Source organism: Promicromonospora sp. NPDC057488 (assembly GCF_042802395.1).
Classification (GTDB): Bacteria; Actinomycetota; Actinomycetes; order Actinomycetales; family Cellulomonadaceae; genus Promicromonospora.
The window spans coordinates 1-19661 of sequence record NZ_JBHVEG010000037.1 but is presented as its reverse complement, the minus strand read 5'-3'; the positions used below and the strand labels follow the sequence as shown (position 1 = coordinate 19661).

General features: G+C 73.1%; 18 protein-coding genes. 14 read left to right on the top strand and 4 right to left on the bottom strand.

The annotated features are described in order from the left end of the window. Window positions 1-88: 88 nt before the first annotated feature. Entirely contained in the window at window positions 89-1207 is a 1119-nt protein-coding gene (gene moaA, locus ACFU5G_RS10290) for a GTP 3',8-cyclase MoaA (protein ID WP_377243327.1), read from the bottom strand. Between the two features lie 19 nt (window positions 1208-1226). Next, window positions 1227-1610 (bottom strand): universal stress protein, encoded by a 384-nt coding sequence (locus ACFU5G_RS10285; protein WP_377243324.1) that lies wholly within the window; start codon window positions 1608-1610, stop codon window positions 1227-1229. 225 nt (window positions 1611-1835) lie between these two features. On the opposite strand from ACFU5G_RS10285, the gene ACFU5G_RS10280 reads away from it, so the two are divergent. The 11 genes from ACFU5G_RS10280 to ACFU5G_RS10230 all read left to right on the top strand — a co-directional run bounded on the left by ACFU5G_RS10280 (window position 1836) and on the right by ACFU5G_RS10230 (window position 15004). Continuing rightward, on the top strand, window positions 1836-2963 hold the full coding sequence (locus ACFU5G_RS10280; RefSeq protein WP_377243321.1) for an SPFH domain-containing protein: 1128 nt from the start codon (window positions 1836-1838) through the stop codon (window positions 2961-2963). Between the two features lie 2 nt (window positions 2964-2965). Then, on the top strand, window positions 2966-4213 hold the full coding sequence (locus ACFU5G_RS10275) for a hypothetical protein (RefSeq protein WP_377243318.1): 1248 nt from the start codon (window positions 2966-2968) through the stop codon (window positions 4211-4213). 70 nt (window positions 4214-4283) lie between these two features. Then, window positions 4284-4721: a zf-TFIIB domain-containing protein gene (locus ACFU5G_RS10270; protein WP_377243315.1), complete on the top strand. Its 438-nt coding sequence runs from the start codon at window positions 4284-4286 to the stop codon at window positions 4719-4721. A 746-nt stretch (window positions 4722-5467) separates the two neighbouring features. Further along, the gene (gene kdpF / locus ACFU5G_RS10265; RefSeq protein WP_020016455.1) at window positions 5468-5560 is read left to right on the top strand and encodes a K(+)-transporting ATPase subunit F; all 93 of its coding nucleotides are present in this window, start codon (window positions 5468-5470) and stop codon (window positions 5558-5560) included. An 8-nt stretch (window positions 5561-5568) separates the two neighbouring features. After that, window positions 5569-7236 (top strand): potassium-transporting ATPase subunit KdpA, encoded by a 1668-nt coding sequence (kdpA, locus tag ACFU5G_RS10260; RefSeq protein WP_377243312.1) that lies wholly within the window; start codon window positions 5569-5571, stop codon window positions 7234-7236. Continuing rightward, a complete protein-coding gene (kdpB, locus tag ACFU5G_RS10255; RefSeq protein WP_377243309.1) occupies window positions 7233-9428 on the top strand; it encodes a potassium-transporting ATPase subunit KdpB in 2196 nt (731 codons plus the stop codon). Before kdpA ends, kdpB begins: the two co-directional genes overlap by 4 nt. Before the next feature lie 33 nt (window positions 9429-9461). Next, window positions 9462-10088 (top strand): potassium-transporting ATPase subunit KdpC, encoded by a 627-nt coding sequence (kdpC, locus tag ACFU5G_RS10250; RefSeq protein WP_377243306.1) that lies wholly within the window; start codon window positions 9462-9464, stop codon window positions 10086-10088. A 4-nt stretch (window positions 10089-10092) separates the two neighbouring features. After that, a complete protein-coding gene (locus ACFU5G_RS10245; protein WP_377243303.1) occupies window positions 10093-12630 on the top strand; it encodes a DUF4118 domain-containing protein in 2538 nt (845 codons plus the stop codon). Next, on the top strand, window positions 12627-13346 hold the full coding sequence (locus tag ACFU5G_RS10240) for a response regulator (RefSeq protein WP_020016460.1): 720 nt from the start codon (window positions 12627-12629) through the stop codon (window positions 13344-13346). The genes ACFU5G_RS10245 and ACFU5G_RS10240 overlap by 4 nt, the downstream gene beginning before the upstream one ends. 111 nt (window positions 13347-13457) lie before the next feature. Next, window positions 13458-13958 (top strand): Lrp/AsnC family transcriptional regulator, encoded by a 501-nt coding sequence (locus ACFU5G_RS10235; RefSeq protein WP_377243300.1) that lies wholly within the window; start codon window positions 13458-13460, stop codon window positions 13956-13958. Continuing rightward, the gene (locus tag ACFU5G_RS10230) at window positions 13958-15004 is read left to right on the top strand and encodes a magnesium transporter CorA family protein (RefSeq protein WP_377243297.1); all 1047 of its coding nucleotides are present in this window, start codon (window positions 13958-13960) and stop codon (window positions 15002-15004) included. Before ACFU5G_RS10235 ends, ACFU5G_RS10230 begins: the two co-directional genes overlap by 1 nt. 68 nt (window positions 15005-15072) lie before the next feature. Here the strand turns inward: ACFU5G_RS10230 and ACFU5G_RS10225 are convergent, their stop codons facing one another. After that, on the bottom strand, window positions 15073-16026 hold the full coding sequence (locus ACFU5G_RS10225; RefSeq protein WP_377243294.1) for a dihydrodipicolinate synthase family protein: 954 nt from the start codon (window positions 16024-16026) through the stop codon (window positions 15073-15075). A 124-nt stretch (window positions 16027-16150) separates the two neighbouring features. Between ACFU5G_RS10225 and ACFU5G_RS10220 the strand changes: the two genes are divergently transcribed. Next, window positions 16151-16630: a hypothetical protein gene (locus ACFU5G_RS10220; protein ID WP_377243291.1), complete on the top strand. Its 480-nt coding sequence runs from the start codon at window positions 16151-16153 to the stop codon at window positions 16628-16630. On the opposite strand, the gene ACFU5G_RS10215 is transcribed toward ACFU5G_RS10220, so the two are convergent. Next, window positions 16627-17043: a MarR family winged helix-turn-helix transcriptional regulator gene (locus ACFU5G_RS10215; protein WP_377243288.1), complete on the bottom strand. Its 417-nt coding sequence runs from the start codon at window positions 17041-17043 to the stop codon at window positions 16627-16629. The two genes, ACFU5G_RS10220 and ACFU5G_RS10215, sit on opposite strands and share 4 nt — an antisense overlap. Window positions 17044-17094: 51 nt before the next feature. On the opposite strand from ACFU5G_RS10215, the gene ACFU5G_RS10210 reads away from it, so the two are divergent. Continuing rightward, on the top strand, window positions 17095-17685 hold the full coding sequence (locus tag ACFU5G_RS10210; RefSeq protein WP_377243285.1) for a TIGR03086 family metal-binding protein: 591 nt from the start codon (window positions 17095-17097) through the stop codon (window positions 17683-17685). A gap of 150 nt (window positions 17686-17835) precedes the next feature. After that, window positions 17836-19554, top strand: coding sequence for a methionine--tRNA ligase (gene metG / locus ACFU5G_RS10205; protein ID WP_377243282.1), 1719 nt, complete (start codon window positions 17836-17838; stop codon window positions 19552-19554). Window positions 19555-19661: the final 107 nt, after the last annotated feature.

The window sequence follows — 19661 nt, the reverse complement described above, 5'->3', positions numbered from 1 at the left end:
CGCTCGCGGGGGTGAGGCTTCCGGCAACGTACACGCGGGCGTCCCCGGGACGTCACCTGGGACGACCCCAGGTCACGTGGAAGTCATGTCAGCCGCCGATGGCGCCCATGCTGCGCTCGGTCTCCGCGAACGCGTCGGCCGCGAGCTCGACGGCGTCGCTCCCGTGGGCGCGGGGCTTGGCCCACATGGCGGCCCGCCACGCGTCGCCGACCTCGTCGTCGGTGGCGCCGGCGCGCAGCAGGGACTTGAGGTCGGTCTCCTCGTTGCCGAACAGGCACGAGCGCACGGTGCCCTCGGCAGTCAGCCGGGTGCGGTCGCAGGCCCCGCAGAACGAGCGGGTCACCGAGGCGATGATCCCGACGGTCGCCGGGCCCTCGTCCACGAGCCACTCCTCGGCCGGGGCCGAGGGGTCCTCGCGGCCGGCGGGGGTGAGCGTGAACCGCTCCTGCAGCACCGCCAGCAGGTCGGCGGCGCTGACCACGTCCTCGCGCGTCCAGCGGCCGTCGGCGTCGAGCGGCATCTCCTCGATGAACCGCAGGTTGCAGCCGTGCTCCACGGACCAGGCGAGCAGGTCGGCGGCGCCCGCCAGGGTCTCGGGCAGCAGCACCGCGTTGATCTTGACGGGCGCCAGCCCGGCGGCCAGCGCCGCGCGGATCCCCGTGAGGACGTCGTCCAGCCGGTCCCGGCGGGTCAGGGTCGCGAACGCCTGGCGATCCACCGTGTCCAGCGAGACGTTGACGCGGTCCAGCCCGGCCGCGACCAGCGCGCCCACGCGCTTGTCCAGGCCGAGGGCGTTGGACGTCATGGCGATGCGGACGTGCTCGTCGGAGCCCAGGGCACGCATCGCGTCGTCGGCGGCGGTCCGGGAGGCGCCGACGATCTGCTCCAGGTCCCGCCGCATGAGCGGCTCGCCGCCGGTGAACCGGATGTCGCGGATGCCGAGGTCGTGCACGCCGATGCGGACGAGGCGGCCGATCTCGTCCGGCGTCATGAGCTCGTCCTTCGGCACGAGCGGCAGGCCCTCGGCGGGCATGCAGTAGGTGCAGCGCAGGGAGCACGCCGTGGTGATCGACACGCGCAGGTCGTGCGCCACGCGCCCGTAGCGGTCGACCAGCAGCGGCGTCTCGGGCCGCGGTCGCCCCGCCGGGGTGGCCGCGCGCCGGGGCACGCCTCGCACCGACGGGATGCCGAGAGTCACAGCGCTCATCTCCCGAGCGTAGTCCGGCTCAGGCGTAGCTGGCCTTGACGACCAGCACCGGGGCGGGGGAGTCCAGCAGCACCTGCTGCGTCGTCGACCCCACCAGGAACGTGCCCACCGTCGAGTGCTTGCGCGAGCCGATCACGACGAGCTCCGCGGACACGGCCTCGGCCTGGTCGACGATCGCGTCGGCGACGTCGGCCTGCTCGGCGCGGAACGCGACCGGCGCCACGGAGACCGTGCCGGGCACGGTGTCGAGCAGGTGCGCCAGCGAGGCGGGGACCTTGCTGTCCGCCTGCGGCGTCAGCACGAGCACGGCCAGCTCCTGGCGGCGCCGTACCGCCTCGGCGACGGCGGCACGCATAGCGGCCTCACCCTGGGGTGACTCGTTGTACGCCACGAGGACGGTCATCGGTCCTAGCACCTCCGGACAGGTTCGCCGGGTAGTCACCCTGCGGTGAAACTCTCTCACATGTCCGGTTCACCGGCAGGCGCCGGACAGCACGTGGGACGGCCGTGGGACGTCCTGGGCACCGAACACGATGCCTTTTCGTTTGCCGGGACGTACCGGACTTGTAGGGTCCGAGTGCTTGGGGCTCCCGGGCACCTGCCCGGGTGGAGAGAAGAGGAAGACGTCATGGGTCTGCTGGACAAGATCAAGGGCGAGCTCGTCGACATCGTCGAGTGGCTCGACGACACGCGGGACACCATCGTGTGGCGGTTCCCCCGCTACGAGAACGAGATCAAGATGGGGGCCCGGCTCGTCGTCCGCGAGTCGCAGACCGCGGTCTTCGTCAACGAGGGCACCATCGCCGACGTGTTCGAGCCCGGCACCTACACCCTGGAGACCCAGAACCTCCCGGTGCTGTCCACCCTGAAGGGCTGGAAGCACGGCTTCCACTCGCCGTTCAAGGCCGAGGTGTACTTCGTCAGCACCCGCCAGTTCACGGACCTCAAGTGGGGCACCAAGAACCCCGTCATGATGCGGGACCCGGAGCTCGGCATGGTGCGCGTGCGGGCCTTCGGCGCGTTCTCCGCCAAGGTCTCCGACCCGCAGCTGCTGCTGCGCGAGCTGGTCGGCACCGACCCGCAGTTCCGCACCGACGAGGTGCACGAGTACCTGCGCCAGAACGTGGTGAGCCACTTCGCGAGCGTGCTCTCGTCGTCCGGCATCCCCGTCATCGAGGTCGCCGCGCACCACGGCGACCTCGGCGACCAGCTCGCCGCCCGGCTCACCGAGGAGCTGTCGACCGACCTCGGCATCGCCGTGCCGAAGTTCGTCATCGAGAACATCTCGCTGCCGCCCGAGGTCGAGGAGGCGCTCGACAAGCGCACCTCCATGGGCATCGTCTCGTCCGGCACCGTGGGCAGCATGGCCGCCTTCCAGCAGTTCCAGGCCGGTGCCGCCATGGAGGCCGCGGCCGACGGCGGAGGCGGCGCGGGCGCCGTCATCGGCATGGGGCTGGGCCAGGCGGTGGGCAACGCGATCGTGCCGCCCACCCAGCCCGCCGCGCCGTCCGCCCCGGCCCCCGCGGCTGCCCCGGCGGGCCCGCCGCCCCTCCCGGGCGGCTGGTTCCTCGGCAACGGCGGCGCCCAGACCGGCCCGTTCGACGACGCCGCGCTGGCCGCCCAGGCCGCCGCCGGCACCCTCACGCCGAGCACGCTGATCTGGCGCGCTGGCATGGCCGGCTGGGAGCCGGCGTCGTCCGTGCCCGACGTGGCCAAGCACCTCGGCGCGACGCCGCCCCCGCTGCCGCAGGCCTGAGGATGGTCGAGCTCACCGACGGCGGCCCCGCCGCCCACCACGCCTACCCGTGCGAGCAGTGCGGGGCCAACGTCGAGTTCGCCGCGGGCACCGGCACGCTGACCTGCCCTTACTGCGGGCACACGCAGCAGGTCACCGCCGTCGTCCGCGAGGTGCGCGAGCACGACTTCGCGGCGCTCGCGTCCCGGACGCGCACCGTCGCGCCCGCCACGCAGGACTACCGGTGCGGCACCTGCGGCGCCGTGACCACCAGCGACCACCTCTCCCAGAAGTGCGGGTTCTGCGGGTCGCCCATGGTCGCCGAGGTCGAGGGCCTCGGCCTGGTCGAGCCCGAGGCGGTGCTGCCCTTCGAGGTGGACCGCGACGCCATGCAGGGCGCCCTGCGGACCTGGGTGCGCTCGCGCTGGTTCGCGCCGTCGGCCCTGAAGAAGGTGGTCTCCGCCGAGCAGGCGCACGGCGTCTACCTGCCGCACTGGACGTTCGACGCGCGGACCCGGTCCGACTACGTCGGGCAGCGTGGCGAGCACTACTGGGTCACCGAGACCTACACGACCACCGACTCCGAGGGTCGCAGCCAGACCCAGACCCGGCAGGTGCAGAAGACGCGCTGGTACCCGGCGTCGGGCACGGTGGGGCGGGACTTCGACGACGTGCTGGTGGCCGGGACCGGGCGGGTCATGCCGGAGCACCTCGCGAAGCTCAGCCCGTGGCCGCTGCAGCAGGCCCGCGCCTACCAGCCCGACTACCTGGCCGGCTACGAGACCCTGCGGTACGACGTCGAGCCCGAGACCGGGCTGGAGGTCGCCAAGGGCGAGATGGCGCCGGTCATCGAGAACGACTGCGAGCGGGACATCGGCGGCGACGTGCAGCGCGTGCACCAGGTGCACACCAGCTACGCCGCGGTGACCTACAAGCTCCTGCTGCTGCCCGTGTGGATCGCCACCTACCTGTACGGCGGCAAGCCGTTCCAGGTGCTGGTCAACGCCCGCACCGCCGAGGTGGTGGGCCAGCGGCCGTGGTCGGCGTGGAAGATCACGCTCGCCGTGCTCGCGGGCCTGCTCGTGGCGGCGGCGATCGTCTGGGCGGTCGTCGCGAACGGGGACGGCGGCACGGCCGGGGCGCTCGCGGCCGCCGCGCACGTCGCCGGGTTCGCGGACGCCGGGGCGCTCGCGGACGCCGGGGGGCTCGCGGAGGGCGCTGCGGGGTGGGGCGAGCCGGTGGTCCGTGAGAGCGTGGGAGTTCCGGCGTAGCCCGCAGGAACCGCAGCCCCGCCCTGTCCGTTGGGTGACCGGTAGAAGACGACCGCGAGGAGACCAACCGATGCTGTGCCCCATCGACCAGACGACGCTCGTGATGTCCGAGCGCAAGGGGATCGAGATCGACTACTGCCCCACGTGCCGTGGCGTGTGGCTCGATCGTGGCGAGCTCGACAAGGTCATCGACCGGTCGGTCGAGGCCGAGATCGCCGCGGAGAACCGGCCGTCGGCCCCCGTGGCCCCGCCCGCTCCCGTCGCCCCCTCGGCGCCGAACCCGGTGCACGCCGGCCCGGCCTACGGCTCGCCGCAGCCGGCCTACGACCCGCGCTACGACGACCGGCGTCGTGACGACGACCGCCGCTACGACCGCGACCGCCGCTACGACGACGACCGCCGTCGTGACGACGACCGCCGCTACGACTCGTACGGCGACCGCCGCTACGACTCGCGCTACAAGAAGAAGCGCAAGGAGTCGATCCTGGGTGAGCTCTTCGACTTCTGACCCACCCGCGCCGCGCTGACGACATCGGTCGGTTGCTGCGAGACCGGTCCATCAACCGACCGACCTCACAGCAACCGACCGATCTCATTCCCGGCCCGAGTTAGATGAGCGCACCCGCACCCTGGCACCTGGCACGCGCTGCCCGACACCTGGCACCTGGCACGCGCTGCCGAGCGGTCGAGCGGTCGAACGTAGGTGTCGTCGGCTCATGACCGCTCATGCGCCGACGGACCCTACGTTCGACGGCGCCCGGCCGCGCCGACGACGCGCGGCACCTGGCACCCGGCACCCGGCACTCCCCACGCGCTGCCGAGTGGTCGAACGTAGGTGTCGTCGGCTCATGACCGCTCATGCGACGACAGGCCCTACGTTCGACGGCGCCCAGCCGGGCCGACGACGCGCGGCACCCGGCACCTGGCACTCGGCACGCGCTGCCGAGTGGTCGAGTGGTCGAGTGGTCGAACGTAGGCGTCGTCGGTCCATGGCCGCTCATGCGCCGACGGACCCTACGTTCACCGCCCCCGGCCCCACAGAAGCCCGCGACGTCAGGAGGGTGTTAGCGGGCGGTCAGGCGGCGTCAGCGTTCCGTCAAGGACTGGTTCCACCGGTCGCGCGCAGGCGTAGACCAGTGGCATGACCGATCTGGCCTTCATCCTCCTGACCGTGGCGTTCTTCGCCGCGGTGGCTCTGGTGGCGCGCCGCGCCGCCGCGAGCGACGACTCCGCGCGCCCCTCGGGGAGGCGGAAGTGAACCCCTTCGACGCCGTGGGCCTGGTGCTCACCCTCGCGGGCCTCGTCTACCTCTTCGTGGCGCTGATCCGCGCCGACCGGACGCGGTGATCGCCGCCATGAGCTCCGCAGTCCTCGTCGCGGTGGCACAGGTGGCCGTCCTGGTCGCCGTCCTCGCCGCCGTCCACGCCCCCCTGGGCGCCTACATGGCGCACGTCTACTCCAGCCCGAAGCACCTGCGCGCCGAGCGCCTCTGGTACCGCGTCGTCCGCGTGGACCCGGACGCCGAGCAGCGCTGGACCACCTACCTGATGTCCCTGCTCGGGTTCTCGCTCGTCTCCGTGCTGTTCCTGTACGGCATGCTGCGCCTCCAGGCGTACCTGCCGTGGAGCCTGGGCTTCACCGGGTTCGACCCGGCCGGTGCCTGGAACACCGCGGTCAGCTTCGTGACCAACACCAACTGGCAGTGGTACTCGGGTGAGGCCGCCGCCGGACACCTGGTGCAGATGGCCGGCCTGGCCGTGCAGAACTTCGTCTCCGCCTCCGTCGGCATGGCGGTCGCGATCGCCCTGGTGCGTGGGTTCGCCCGCTCCGGGACGGACGCCCGCATCGGCAACTTCTGGTCCGACCTGACCCGCGGCGTGACCCGCATCCTGCTGCCCCTGTCCCTGGTGGCCGCGGTGCTGCTGATGGCCGGCGGCGTGATCCAGAACCTGGACCCGCACACCGCGATCACCACGGTCGAGGGCGCCACCCAGCAGTCGCTGGGTGGCCCGGTGGCCTCGCAGGAGGTCATCAAGGAGCTCGGCACCAACGGTGGCGGCTTCTTCAACGCGAACTCCGGCCACCCGCTGGAGAACCCGACGCCGTTCACCAACCTGGTCGAGATCTTCCTGATCCTGCTCATCCCGTTCACGCTGCCCCGCACGTTCGGCATCCTGGTCGGCGACAAGCGGCAGGGCTGGGCGATCCTCGGCGTCATGGCCGGCCTCTTCGCGGCCTCGCTCGCGCTGACCACCTGGGCCGAGATGGCGGGCCCCGGGGCCGCGCCCCAGGCGGCGGGCGCCGCCATGGAGGGCAAGGAGACCAGGTTCGGCCTCGCGGGCAGCGCGCTGTTCGCGGTGGCGACCACGGCGACGTCGACCGGCGCGGTGAACGCGTCGCACGACTCGCTCACCGCCCCCGGCGGCGGGCTGGTGCTGTTCAACATGCTGCTGGGCGAGATCGCCCCGGGCGGCGTCGGCTCCGGCCTGTACGGGATGCTCGTCCTGGCCGTGGTCGCGGTGTTCATCGCCGGGCTCATGGTGGGTCGCACGCCCGAGTACCTGGGCAAGAAGATCGGCCGCCCCGAGATGACCCTCGTCGCGCTGTACGTGCTGACCGTCCCCGCGCTGGTCCTGGTGGGCACGGCGATCGCCGTGGTCGTCGAGCCGGGCCTCGTCGGCATCCAGGAGTCGGGCCCGCACGGCCTGTCCGAGGTGCTGTACGCCTACGCCTCCGCCGCGAACAACAACGGCTCCGCGTTCGGCGGGCTCACCAGCGGCACCCCGTTCTACGAGGTGACGCAGGGCATCGCGATGCTGGCCGGCCGGTTCGTGCCGATCGCGCTGGTGCTGGCCCTCGCCGGCCGTCTCGCGAGCCAGACGGCCGTGCCCGCGACGTCGGGCACCCTGCCCACGCACCGCCCGCTGTTCGCGGGCCTGCTGGCGACGGTGGCGATCATCGTCGTGGGTCTCACCTTCATCCCCGTTCTTTCCCTCGGTCCCGTTGTGGAGTCCCTGTCATGACCATCGACACCCGGAACATCCCGGACGTCCCCACCCAAGAACCCGCGGCCGGCGGGGCCGGCCCGCAGCGGGCCAAGCGCTCCGCCGCACCGCGCGCCCTGACCTGGACGCAGCTGCGGTCCGCCTTCCCGGGCGCACTGCGCAAGCTCGACCCGCGCGTGCTGTACACCTCGCCCGTCATGTTCGTGGTCGAGGTGGGCGCCCTGGTCACCACGGTGCTCGCGATCGTCGAGCCGGGCGTGTTCGCCTGGTGGATCGCGGTCTGGCTGTGGGCCACCGTGCTCTTCGCGACGCTCGCCGAGTCCGTGGCGGAGTCGCGCGGCAAGGCGCAGGCCTCGACCCTGCGCGCCACCCAGAAGCAGACGACGGCGCGCAAGGTCGACGCCCCGCAGGACACCCTGACCTCGGGCACGCGGCTGGACCTGCTGCCCACCGTCGAGGTGCCGTCCTCGACGCTGCAGGTGGGCGACGTCGTGGTGGTCGCCGCGGGCGAGACCGTCCCGGGCGACGGCGACGTCATCGAGGGCGTCGCGTCCATCGACGAGTCGGCCATCACCGGCGAGTCGGCGCCGGTCATCCGCGAGTCCGGCGGCGACCGCAGCGCCGTCACCGGCGGCACCGTGGTGCTGTCCGACCAGGTCGTCGTGCGCATCACGGCGCCCGCCGGCGCCACGTTCGTGGACCGGATGATCGCCCTGGTCGAGGGCAGCGAGCGGCAGAAGACGCCGAACGAGATCGCGCTGAACATCCTGCTCACGTCGCTGACCATCGTGTTCCTGCTGGCGGTGGCCACGCTGCAGCCGTTCGCGGTCTACTCGGGCTCGCGGCAGTCGCTGCTGGTCCTCGTGGCGCTACTGGTCTGCCTCATCCCGACGACGATCGGCGCGCTGCTGAGCGCGATCGGCATCGCGGGCATGGACCGGCTGGTGCAGCGCAACGTGCTGGCGATGTCGGGCCGCGCCGTGGAGGCGGCGGGCGACGTTGACGTGCTGCTGCTCGACAAGACGGGCACCATCACGTACGGCAACCGGCGCGCCACGCAGGTGCTGCCGGTGAGCCGGGTGACGCCGCAGGAGCTCGCGGTCGCGGCGCGGCTCGCGTCGCTGGCCGACGAGACCCCGGAGGGGCGCAGCATCGTCGACCTGGTCGACGAGAAGTACGGCGTCGGCGAGGAGCTGCCGCTGGACGCGGAGCTGGTGCCGTTCACGGCGCAGACCCGGATGTCGGGCGTGGACCTGCCGCTGACGCGGTCCAGCGAGGCCGGGGGCGCGGGCCACACCGAGATGCACCGCATCCGCAAGGGTGCCGGGAGCGCGATCCAGCGCTGGGTGCACAGCACGGGCGCGCAGGTCTCCGAGCGTGAGCTCAAGGACCTCGAGAAGCACGTGGACGCGGTCTCGAAGGCGGGCGGTACCCCGCTGGTGGTCGCGGAGCAGGTGGGCGAGGCGCCGGCGCGCGTGCTCGGCGTCGTCCGGCTCAAGGACGTGGTCAAGGAGGGCATGCGCGAGCGGTTCGACGAGCTGCGCGCCATGGGCATCCGGTCGGTGATGGTCACTGGCGACAACGCCGTGACCGCGCGGGCCATCGCCGCGGAGGCGGGCGTGGACGACGTCCTGGCGGAGGCCACCCCGGAGGACAAGCTCGCGCTCATCAAGCGCGAGCAGGAGGGCGGCAAGCTCGTCGCGATGGCCGGCGACGGCACGAACGACGCCCCGGCGCTGGCCCAGTCCGACGTCGGCGTGGCGATGAACACCGGCACGTCCGCCGCCAAGGAGGCGGGCAACATGGTGGACCTCGACTCGGACCCCACCAAGCTGATCGAGATCGTGGAGATCGGCAAGCAGCTGCTCATCACGCGCGGTGCGCTGACCACGTTCTCGGTGGCGAACGACGTCGCGAAGTACTTCGCGATCCTGCCCGCCATGTTCATGACGGTGTTCCCGCAGCTCGAGGTGCTGAACATCATGCGCCTGGCGAGCCCGGGCTCGGCGATCCTGTCGGCCGTCATCTTCAACGCGCTGATCATCCTGGCGCTGATCCCGCTGTCGCTGCGCGGCGTGCGGTACCGGCCGGCGTCGGCGTCGTCCCTGCTGACGCGCAACCTGCTCGTCTACGGCCTGGGCGGCCTGGTCGCGCCGTTCATCGGCATCAAGCTCATCGACCTCGTCGTCTCGCTGATCCCGGGCCTGTAGCCCGCGCGCATCGGATCCGGAAAGGAAATCACAATGGCAAGCACCACGGTGGCGAGCGATCTCGCGACGCTGACCCGGCACTCGCTGGCGGGGCTGCGCATGCTGCTCGTCTTCACCCTGCTCACGGGCCTGGCCTACCCCCTCGCGATGACGGCGGTGGGACAGGTGGCGTTCCCCTGGCAGGCGAACGGCTCGCTCGTCCGCTCGGACGGCTCGCACACGACCGACCGGTCGGAGGCGGTGGGCTCGGCGCTGGTCGCCCAGGGCTTCACCGGCGCCGAGTACTTCCACCCGCGGCCGTCGGCGGCGGGCGACGGGTACGACACCCTGGCCTCGGCGGCCTCGAACCTGGGCCCGCTCAACCCCGACCTCGTGGCGACGATCGAGGAGCGCAAGGCCGCCGTCGCCGAGCTGGAGGGCGTGGACCCGGCCGACGTCCCGGCCGACGCCGTGACGGCGTCCGGCTCGGGCCTGGACCCGCAGATCAGCCCCGAGTACGCCGCGATCCAGGTCGCCCGGGTGGCGCGCGAGCGCGGCCTGCCGGTGGCCGACGTCGAGGCCGCGGTCGAGGCGCACACGGCCGGGCGTGACCTGGGCGTGCTGGGCGAGCCGCGGGTCAACGTGCTGGAGCTCAACCTCGCGCTCGATGACGCACACTGAACCCATGACCACCGGACGCCGGGGCCGCCTCACCGTCTACCTGGGGGCGGCCCCTGGCGTGGGCAAGACCTACGCCATGCTGGACGAGGCGCACCGCCGCCGTGCGCGCGGCACGGACCTCGTGATCGGGCTGGTCGAGACGCACGGCCGGGCCGCGACGGTCGCCAAGATCGGCGACCTGGAGATGATCCCGCGCCGGCTGGCCGAGCACCGCGGGTCCACGCTCACCGAGCTGGACGTCGCCGCGGTGCTGGAGCGCGCGCCCGAGGTGGCGCTCGTGGACGAGCTGGCGCACACCAACGCACCCGGCTCCCAGCACGCCAAGCGCTGGCAGGACGTGCACGACCTGCTGGACGCCGGGATCGACGTGGTGACCACGGTCAACGTGCAGCACATCGCGTCCCTGACGGACGACGTCGAGGCCATCACCGGCGTGCGGCAGCGCGAGACCGTGCCGGACCAGGTGGTGCGCGAGGCGGACCAGATCCAGCTCGTGGACCTCTCACCGGAGCAGCTGAGGCGCCGGCTGGCGCACGGCAACGTGTACCGCGCCGAGCAGATCGACGCCTCCATGTCGTCGTTCTTCCGCGTGGGCAACCTGACGGCGCTGCGCGAGCTCGCGCTGCTGTGGCTGGCCGACCGGGTGGACGACGCCCTGACCCGGTACCGCGCCGACCACTCGATCGGCGGCACCTGGCCGGCCCGCGAGCGCATCGTCGTGGCCGTCACCGGTGGCCCGGAGACGGAGACCCTGCTGCACCGGGCCGCGCGGATCGCCCAGCGGGCGGCGGGCACCGAGCTGCTGGCCGTGCACGTGCTGCCGACCGACGGGCTGCCGTCGACGCCGTCGGCCACGATCGCCGCGCACCGCGCGCTGGTGGAGTCGCTCGGTGGCGTGTTCCACACGGTGGTGGGGGAGGACGTGCCGTCCGCCGTCGTGGACTTCGCGCGCGGGGTCAACGCGACGATGATCGTGGTGGGCGTCTCCCGGCACCCCGTGTGGCGGCAGGCGCTGCTGGGCTCGTCCAGCGCCGAGATCGCGCGGCTGTCGGGCGCGATCGACGTGCACCTGGTGACCCACGAGCGGGCGCGGGTCGGGGTGGGCGTGCGTTCGCGCTACTCGTCGCTGTCCCCGCGGCGCCGGGCCGCGGGCTGGGCGTCGGCCCTGCTCATCCCCGCGGTGCTCACGGCCGGGCTGCTGGCGTTCGGCACCGACGACGTGGCGCTCGCGACGGACGCCATGCTGCTCCTGGCGGGCGTGGTGGGGGTCGCGATGATCGGTGGGCTGTGGCCCGCCGTCGTGGCGGCCGTGGTGTCGAACCTGTGCCTGAACTGGTTCTTCGCGGCGCCGACGGGCCGGCTGACGATCGCGGAGGCGGAGAACGTGCTCGCGCTGGCGGTGTTCGTGGTGATCGCGGTGGCCGTGGCCTCCGTGGTGGACCTGGCGGCCCGCCGCACCACGCAGGCCTACCGGGCGCGCGCCGAGGCGTCCACGCTGGCCGCGCTGTCCCGGTCGGTGCTGTCGGGCCAGGACACGGCGCAGGCGATCGTGCACCGGCTGGCCCAGACCTTCGCGATGGGGGATGTGCGCCTGGAGGAGCGCGCCGACGACCGCGCGCCCTGGTCCGTGGTGGCGCACGAGCGGTGGGTCACCGAGGCGGACGCCGGGCCCGCTCCCCACGGCCGCGCCGAGGAGGAGGCGACCGTGACCGAGGTGGCGATCGACGACCGGCACCGGCTCGTCCTGGCCGGCCGCGTGCTGCCGGCGAGCGACCGGCAGGTGGTCGAGGCGTTCGGGGCGCAGGCCGGGATCGTCATGGAGCGGCGCCGGCTGCGCGAGCAGGCCGCCCAGGCCGAGGTGCTGGAGCGCACCGAGAGCACCCGTACCGCGCTGCTCGCCGCCGTCTCGCACGACCTGCGCACGCCGCTCGCGGCGATCCGTACGGCCGTGGACGGCCTGGCCTCGCCGGACGTCGAGCTGGACCGGGAGGACCGCGACATCCTGACGGCCACGATCGCCGACTCGACGCACCGGCTGGAGCGCCTCATCGGCAACCTGCTGGACCTGTCCCGCATCCAGACCGGCGCCGTCCGGCCCGCGCTGCGTGCCGCGTCGCTGGAGGAGGTGGTGCCGATCGCCGTCGAGCCGTGGCTGGCCGACCTCACGCTCGACGTGCCGGAGGACCTGCCGCTCGTGCACACCGACCCCGGCCTGTTCGAGCGCGTGGTGGCCAACGTGGTCTCCAACGCGGTGCGGCACTCGCCGCCCGGCGCCAAGGTGCTGTTCACCGCCTCGGCCGCGCGCGACGCCGTGGAGCTGCGCGTCGCCGACACGGGCCCCGGCGTGCCGGAGGACCGCAAGGCGACCATGTTCGAGCCGTTCCAGCGGCTCGACGACACGAGCGCGAACGGCCTGGGCCTGGGCCTGGCGGTCGCGTCGGGCCTCGCGGACGCCGTCGGCGCCCGGATCTCCGCCGAGGACACTCCGGGCGGCGGTCTGACCATGGTTCTCACCGTCCCGCGTGATGGGATGGTCCCGTGACCGGTGAGGTGGACGGCGGGGGCGAGCGTTCGGCGTCCGGCAACCGCGTGCTCGTGGTGGACGACGACGCCGCGCTGACCCGTGCGCTGGCCATCAACCTGCGCGCGCACGGCTGGGACGTGACCGCGGCGCCCACGGGCGCGGCGGCGCTGGACGCCGTGGCGTCCACGCGGCCGGACGTGGTGCTGCTCGACCTGGGGCTGCCCGACATGCCGGGGCTCGACGTCATCGCCGGCATCCGGGGCTGGACCCGGGTGCCGATCGTGGTGCTGTCGGCCCGGCAGCTCGGCGACGACAAGGTGGACGCGCTCGACGCGGGCGCCGACGACTACGTGACCAAGCCGTTCGCCATGAACGAGCTGCTGGCGCGGCTGCGCGCCGCCGTCCGCCGGGCGGAGCCCGCGCAGGCCGAGGAGCCCGTGGTCACCGCGGGCGAGCTGCGGATCGACCTGGCGCGGCGGCAGGTCTCGCGCGCCGGGGAAGAGGTGCGGCTGAGCCCCACCGAGTGGGCGCTGCTGGAGGTGCTGGTGCGCAACCGCGGCCGGCTCGTGGACCGCAAGCTGCTGCTGCACGAGGTGTGGGGCCCCGCCTACTCGACGGAGACCAACTACCTGCGCGTCTACACCGCGCAGCTGCGGCGCAAGCTGGAGCAGGACCCGTCGCACCCGAAGCACATCCTGACGCACCCGGGGGCGGGGTACCGGTTCGAGGAGTGACGGCGCCTCCGGGGAGCGAGGGCGTCAAGGTCCCGTCAGGATGTCCGGGTCCGGCGTACGGATAACGTTCACGCGACCCGTTCCCGTGCGCGGCGTTCGTAGCGTCGCGGTATGGCCCTGACCTCAGCCGCCCGCCGATCCTCCGGTGCCGATCCGGCGCCCGCACCGGCGCCGGACGACACCGACCGCGTGCTCCTGGACCTGCTGCTGCACGACGGGAGGGCCACGCTGCAGGAGCTCGCCGCGGCGACCGGCCTGAGTACCTCCGCGACGTCCGTGCGGGTGCGCCGGCTGGTCGAGCGGGGCGTCATCGCGGGCTTCCACGCCCGGGTCGACCGCGCGGTCCTCGGCCGCCCGGTGGAGGTCCTGGTACAGGTGCGGGTGCGCGCGGACGCCGACCTCGCGGCGTTCGAGGAGGCGCTGGCGGGCAGCGCCGCCGTCGTGTCGGCGTGGCAGGTCACGGGGGAGTCCGACTACGCCGTCCACCTCGCGTGTCGCAGCCTGCCGGACGTCGAGGAGGAGCTCCGCGGCCTGCGCGCGCAGCCGGGCGTGCGGCACACGTCGGCGCAGCTCCTGCTGCACCGCGTGCCCTCCTGGTCGGGGGCGGCGTGATGGAGGTCCGCCTGATCACCGCCGACGGGGTCGCGTCCCGCACCGTGGACGAGCTGCCGGAGCTGCTCGCCGCCGACGAGGGCCTGGTGTGGGTCGACGTCCCCGAGTGCGACGACGACGCGGTCCGGGTGCTCTCGGAGGTGTTCCGGTTCCACCCGCTGGCGGTCAAGGACGCCGTCGAGCGCAACCGCGTGCCCAAGATGCACGCCTACCGGGACCACGTCTTCGTGGTGCTGCACGGACCCGAGCGCGGCGAGCACGGGCACATCCACTACATCGAGCTGGACCAGTTCGTGGGCCGGCGGTACCTCGTGACCGTGCACGGTCCGGTGAACCCGGCCGTCGCCGACGACGTCGCGCTCCGGGAGACCCGTGCGGTCCTCGAGCGGATCAAGGCCGACCGGTTCCGCCCCGACAGCGGCTTCGAGCTCTCCCGCGCGATCGTCTCGGCGATGGCGCGGGTGCAGGACGAGCTCGTCGAGACGGTCACCTCGGACGTGTGGCGGTTCGAGCAGTGGCTCACCGGCGGCCGCGTCACCAACGCCGAGGGATTCCTGGACGGCCTCTTCCGGGCCCGGCACGAGCTGCTCGCCGTGTGGACCATGAGCACGCAGAACTCCGCCGTCTACGACAGCCTCGCGGGCCTGCCGGGCGTCTCCTGGACGGGCCGGGCCGCCGTGGCCGACGGCAGGCGCCTGTTCGACCTGGTCCGGGACCTGACCAGCGGCCAGCTCCAGTACGTGCACGGGCTGATCGAGTACTACCGCGGCATCCTCGACCTCACCTCGACGATGGTGGGGCAGCGGCAGAACGACGAGGTACGCCGGCTGGCCGAGGCCACCTACCAGCAGAGCGAGACGGTCAAGAAGATCTCGGCGTGGGCGGCCATCTTCCTGGCGCCCACGCTGATCGGCACGATCTACGGCATGAACTTCGAGCACATGCCCGAGCTCTCCTGGCCCCTGGGCTACCCGCTCGCCGTGCTCGCCATGGCGGGCTGGGCCGGGTGGCTCTACGCCGGGTTCAGGAAGCGCCACTGGCTCTGACGCGCCGCCGGCTCCGTGGTGGGGACCCGGAGCCGGCGGCGTCCGCCTCACAGCCGGCGGAACGCTCCTCAGAGCAGGCGGAGCGCGCCCCCGTGCGCGTCCGGGTGGTCGAGTCGGGCGAGCCCGCTGCGGAAGTCCGGGAGCCCCTCGTAGACCTCCAGGTCGCGGCGGATCGCCGCGGCCTCCTCGGGGACCGGGCCCACCAGCGGCAGGCGGACCCGGGCGGTGGGCAGCAGGCCGAGGCCGCGCAGCACCACCTTGGTCGCCACCGCGGGCGGCACGTGGCGGTGCAGGGCGTGGTCGAGCGGGGCGAGACGCCGGGCGAAGTCGTCCGCGGCGTCCAGGTCGCCGTCCAGGAGCGCGTCGACGTAGGCCCGCCAGGCGGCGGGCTCCACGTTGACGCCGACGCCGACCACGCCCTGCCCGCCCGCCGTCAGCACCATGGCCGCGGCGTCCGACCCGGCGTAGTAGGCGAGGTCGGTCAGCCCCATGATCTCCGCGGCGCGGTGCGGGTTCTCCGTGGCGTCCTTGACGGCCCAGACACCCGGGTGCTCGGCCGCGCGGACCAGGGTCGCCGTCTCGAAGCCGACGCCGAACCGGCGCGGGTTGTCGTAGAGCATCACGGGCACCTCGACGGCGTCCGCGAGCGCCCGGACGTGCGCCAGGAGCCCGGCCTGCGACGGGCGGCTCGCCGCGGGGGCGGCGACGAGCAGGCCGTCGGCCCCGGCCCGGGCGGCGGCGACGGCGAGGGCGATGCCCGTGGTCGTGTCGTGCTCGCCCACCCCGGCGACGACGGCGGCGCGGTCGCCGGCCGCGTCGATGGCAGCGCGGAGCAGCTCGGTGCGCTCCTGCGGCGCGAGGGCGCCGGACTCGCCCGTGGTCCCGCCGACGACCAGCCCGTCCACCCCCTCTCGCACGAGGCGGTCGACGTGCGCGGCGAGCGCGTCGAGGTCGAGGTGGCCGTCGGAGGTGAAGGGCGTGACAGTCGCGGCGAAGAGCCGCGTGGAGCGTGGATCAGGCACCCGATCACGCTATTCCGGTGGGTGGGGGAGCGTCCGTACGGGCACCGTCAGGACTTGGCGGGCGTCCGTATGGGTTGTGTCAGCGCTCGGGTCCGCGCCCGTCCCCGCGCCGTACGACGGGGTCATGACTCTCACCGCGCTCCTGCCCACGCTCCGCGCGAGCATCCCCGACCCGCTCGCCGCCGCTGCCTGGCCGGCGGGCACCCGGGCGACCACCACCGACGTCGTCGTGGGCGGTGTCTCGCTGCACGGGCTCGCGCTGCTGTGCGGCACGCCGTGCCTGCACACGGCGGACCGCCCGGAGCCGTCCGTCGTGCTGGTCACGACCGTCCTCGACACCACGACCACGCACGACGGCCTCAGGGTGCTGGTCCTCGACGCCGGGTTCGCGAGCCCGGGCGGCGCGACGTGGCCGGAGCTGCGGCTGCTGGGCCGGGCGTCGGTCGCGCGGCTGGTGCCCACGCTCGTCTGCGACCCCGACAAGGTGCCGCTCGCGGAGGTGGCGCTGCCCGCCGACGTCGGCGCCCCGGACCTGCTCGGCGTGCCGTGCGCGGGCGACCCGCGCCGCGCGCTCGGCGGCCGTGCCCGGGGGAGCCTGCGCTAGTCCAGGGAAGCGACCAGCGCCACCAGCGCCCGCTCGAAGTCCGCGCGCTCGCCGGCCGGGAGGCCGCCCAGCAGCTCCGTCTCCATCGCGCGGATGCCTGCCTGGCACTGCTCCAGGACCCGCCGCCCCTCGGCGGTGAGCGAGACCACGCGGTTGCGCCGGTCGGCCGGGTCGGGCACGCGGCTGACCAGCCCGAGCTCGACGAGCCGGTCCAGGTTGCCGATCAGCCGGGTCTTGTCGCGCCCGGTCTCGGCCGCGAGCTGCGCCTGGGTCGGGGCGTCCCGCCGGGCGAGCGCGGTGAGCAGCACGTGATCCCACATCTGCAGGCCGGCGGCCGCGAGGATCGGCTCCTCGCGGGCGATCACCACCCGCAGCAGCCGGTCGAAGAGATAGCCAAGCTCGGGACGCTCCACCCGGAGATCCTAACCACCAACCTATGATCTGCGCGGGTGTATCGTCTACGCATGCTTACTTATTCGGAGATGCTCACCCTGCACCACACCGCCCTCGCCGACACCACCCGCCTCGTCGAGCGGGCCGCACAGGGCCCGCTCGACCTCCCGACGCCGTGCGACGAGTGGGACCTCGCCGCCCTGCTGTCGCACATGATCGGCCAGAACCGCGGCTTCGCGGCCGCCCTCGGCGACGGCGACGCCGACATCGCGCTCTACGCGGGACCGGCGGTGACGCCGGACAGCGCCGTCGGCGTGTGGGCGGAGTCCGCGACGGCGCTGCGGGAGGGGTTCGGCCGCGCCCAACCGGACGCCACCGTCCACCTGGCCGAGTTCGGCGCCCAGGTCCCGGCGACCCTCGCCCTCGGCATGCAGCTCCTCGACACCGCGGTGCACGCCTGGGACGTGGCCACCGCGGTCGGCGCCACCTACCGGCCCGACGACGCCACCGTCGCCTTCGTGCTCGACAGCGCGGGCGCCATCGCCGCCCGGCCGGGCGGCACGCCGGGCGTGTTCGAGCCGCCGCTCACCGCGACCGGCTCCGACCCGTGGCTCGCCGCGCTGCGGCTGCTGGGCCGTGCCCCGCGGCCGGCCGCCGCCTGACCATCCCGAGCGCGACGCCGCTCACACCGTGACCGCGATGCCGCCCCCGGGACCCGGTGGATCTAGGCTTGGCCGTGGCTCGCTCCGCGAGCCCGCCGGGCATCCTGCCCGGACCCACGGATCCAGAACTACGAATCGGAGCATCCAGCGATGGCTCGCCACCTTGTCACCAGTGCGCTTCCGTACATCAACGGCATCAAGCACCTGGGGAACATGGTCGGGTCGATGCTCCCGGCCGACGTCTACGCGAGGTATATGCGCCAGCGCGGCCACGACGTGCTGTACATCTGCGCCACCGACGAGCACGGCACGCCGGCCGAGCTGGCCGCGGCCGAGGCGGGCCTGCCCGTCGCCGAGTTCTGTGCCGGGGCGCACGAGACGCAGAAGAAGATCTACGAGGGCTTCGGGCTGTCGTTCGACCACTTCGGGCGCAGCTCCTCGGAGCAGAACGCCGAGACCACGCAGCACTTCGCGCGGCAGCTCAACGAAAACGGCTTCATCGAGGAGCGGGCGATCCGGCAGGTGTACTCGCCGGTCGACGGCCGGTTCCTGCCCGACCGCTACGTCGAGGGCACCTGCCCGCACTGCGGCTACGACCGCGCGCGCGGCGACCAGTGCGAGAACTGCACCCGCGTGCTCGACCCGACGGACCTGATCGACCCGCGCTCGGCGATCAGCGGCTCGACCGACCTCGAGGTGCGCGAGACCAAGCACCTGTTCCTGCTCCAGTCGAAGCTCCAGGCCGAGGTCGAGTCGTGGATCGACGGCAACAGCAAGGACTGGCCGCTGCTGTCCACCTCGATCGCGCGCAAGTGGCTCTCCGAGGGCCTGCACGACCGCGCCATCACGCGCGACCTGGAGTGGGGCGTGCCCGTCCCGGCCGACACCTGGCCCGAGCTCGCCGCCGACGGCAAGGTCTTCTACGTGTGGTTCGACGCCCCGATCGAGTACATCGGCTCCACCCAGGAGTGGGCGGACGCCGCCCCCGCAGGCGAGACCCGGGACTGGAAGTCCTGGTGGTACGAGGCCGACGACGTGCGCTACACGCAGTTCATGGCCAAGGACAACGTCCCGTTCCACACGGTGATGTTCCCGGCCACGCAGCTCGGCGTCCGCGAGCCGTGGACCATGGTCGACTACGTCAAGGGCTTCAGCTGGCTCACCTACTACGGCGGCAAGTTCTCGACGTCGCAGAAGCGGGGCGTCTTCACCGACGCCGCGCTGGAGATCCTGCCGGCCGACTACTGGCGCTGGTACCTGATCGCGAACGCCCCGGAGTCCGACGACTCGTCGTTCACCTGGGAGCACTTCGCCGGCACGGTGAACAAGGACCTGGCCGACACCCTCGGCAACTTCGTCAACCGGGTGCTGACGTTCTCGGCCAAGCGGTTCGGCGAGACCGTCCCCGAGGGCGGCGAGCCCGGCCCGGCCGAGGAGAAGCTCGGCGCCGAGGTGTCCCGGCTGCTGGCCGAGTACGAGGAGCACCTGGAGGCCCTCCAGTACCGCAAGGCCGCGAACGCCCTGCGCGCGCTGTGGTCGGCGGGCAACGCGTACCTTGTCGAGAAGGAGCCGTGGAAGCAGGTCAAGGTCGACCCGGAGGCGGCGGCGGTCTCGCTGCGCACCGCTATGAACCTGATCCACCTCTACTCGGTGGTTTCCGAGCCGTTCATCCCGCAGACGGCGGCGACGCTGCGCGGCGTGTTCGCCCTCGACGACGACACCGCGACCTGGGTCGACGCCGATGCCGCGACGTCGCTCGACGCCGTGCCGGCCGGGACGGCGTTCACGGTGCCGCCGGTGCTGTTCGCCAAGATCAGCGACGACGACCTGGACGCCTACCGCGAGCGCTTCGGCGGCGGCGAGGACTGAGTTCGGCAGGCTGAGGGCCGCCGGCCGGCGGCTGCGGTTGGCGGCTGAGGTCGGCAGTCTCCTGCGACGTCGGCACTTGGCATCGAGGTCGGCACAGCCCTGTGCCG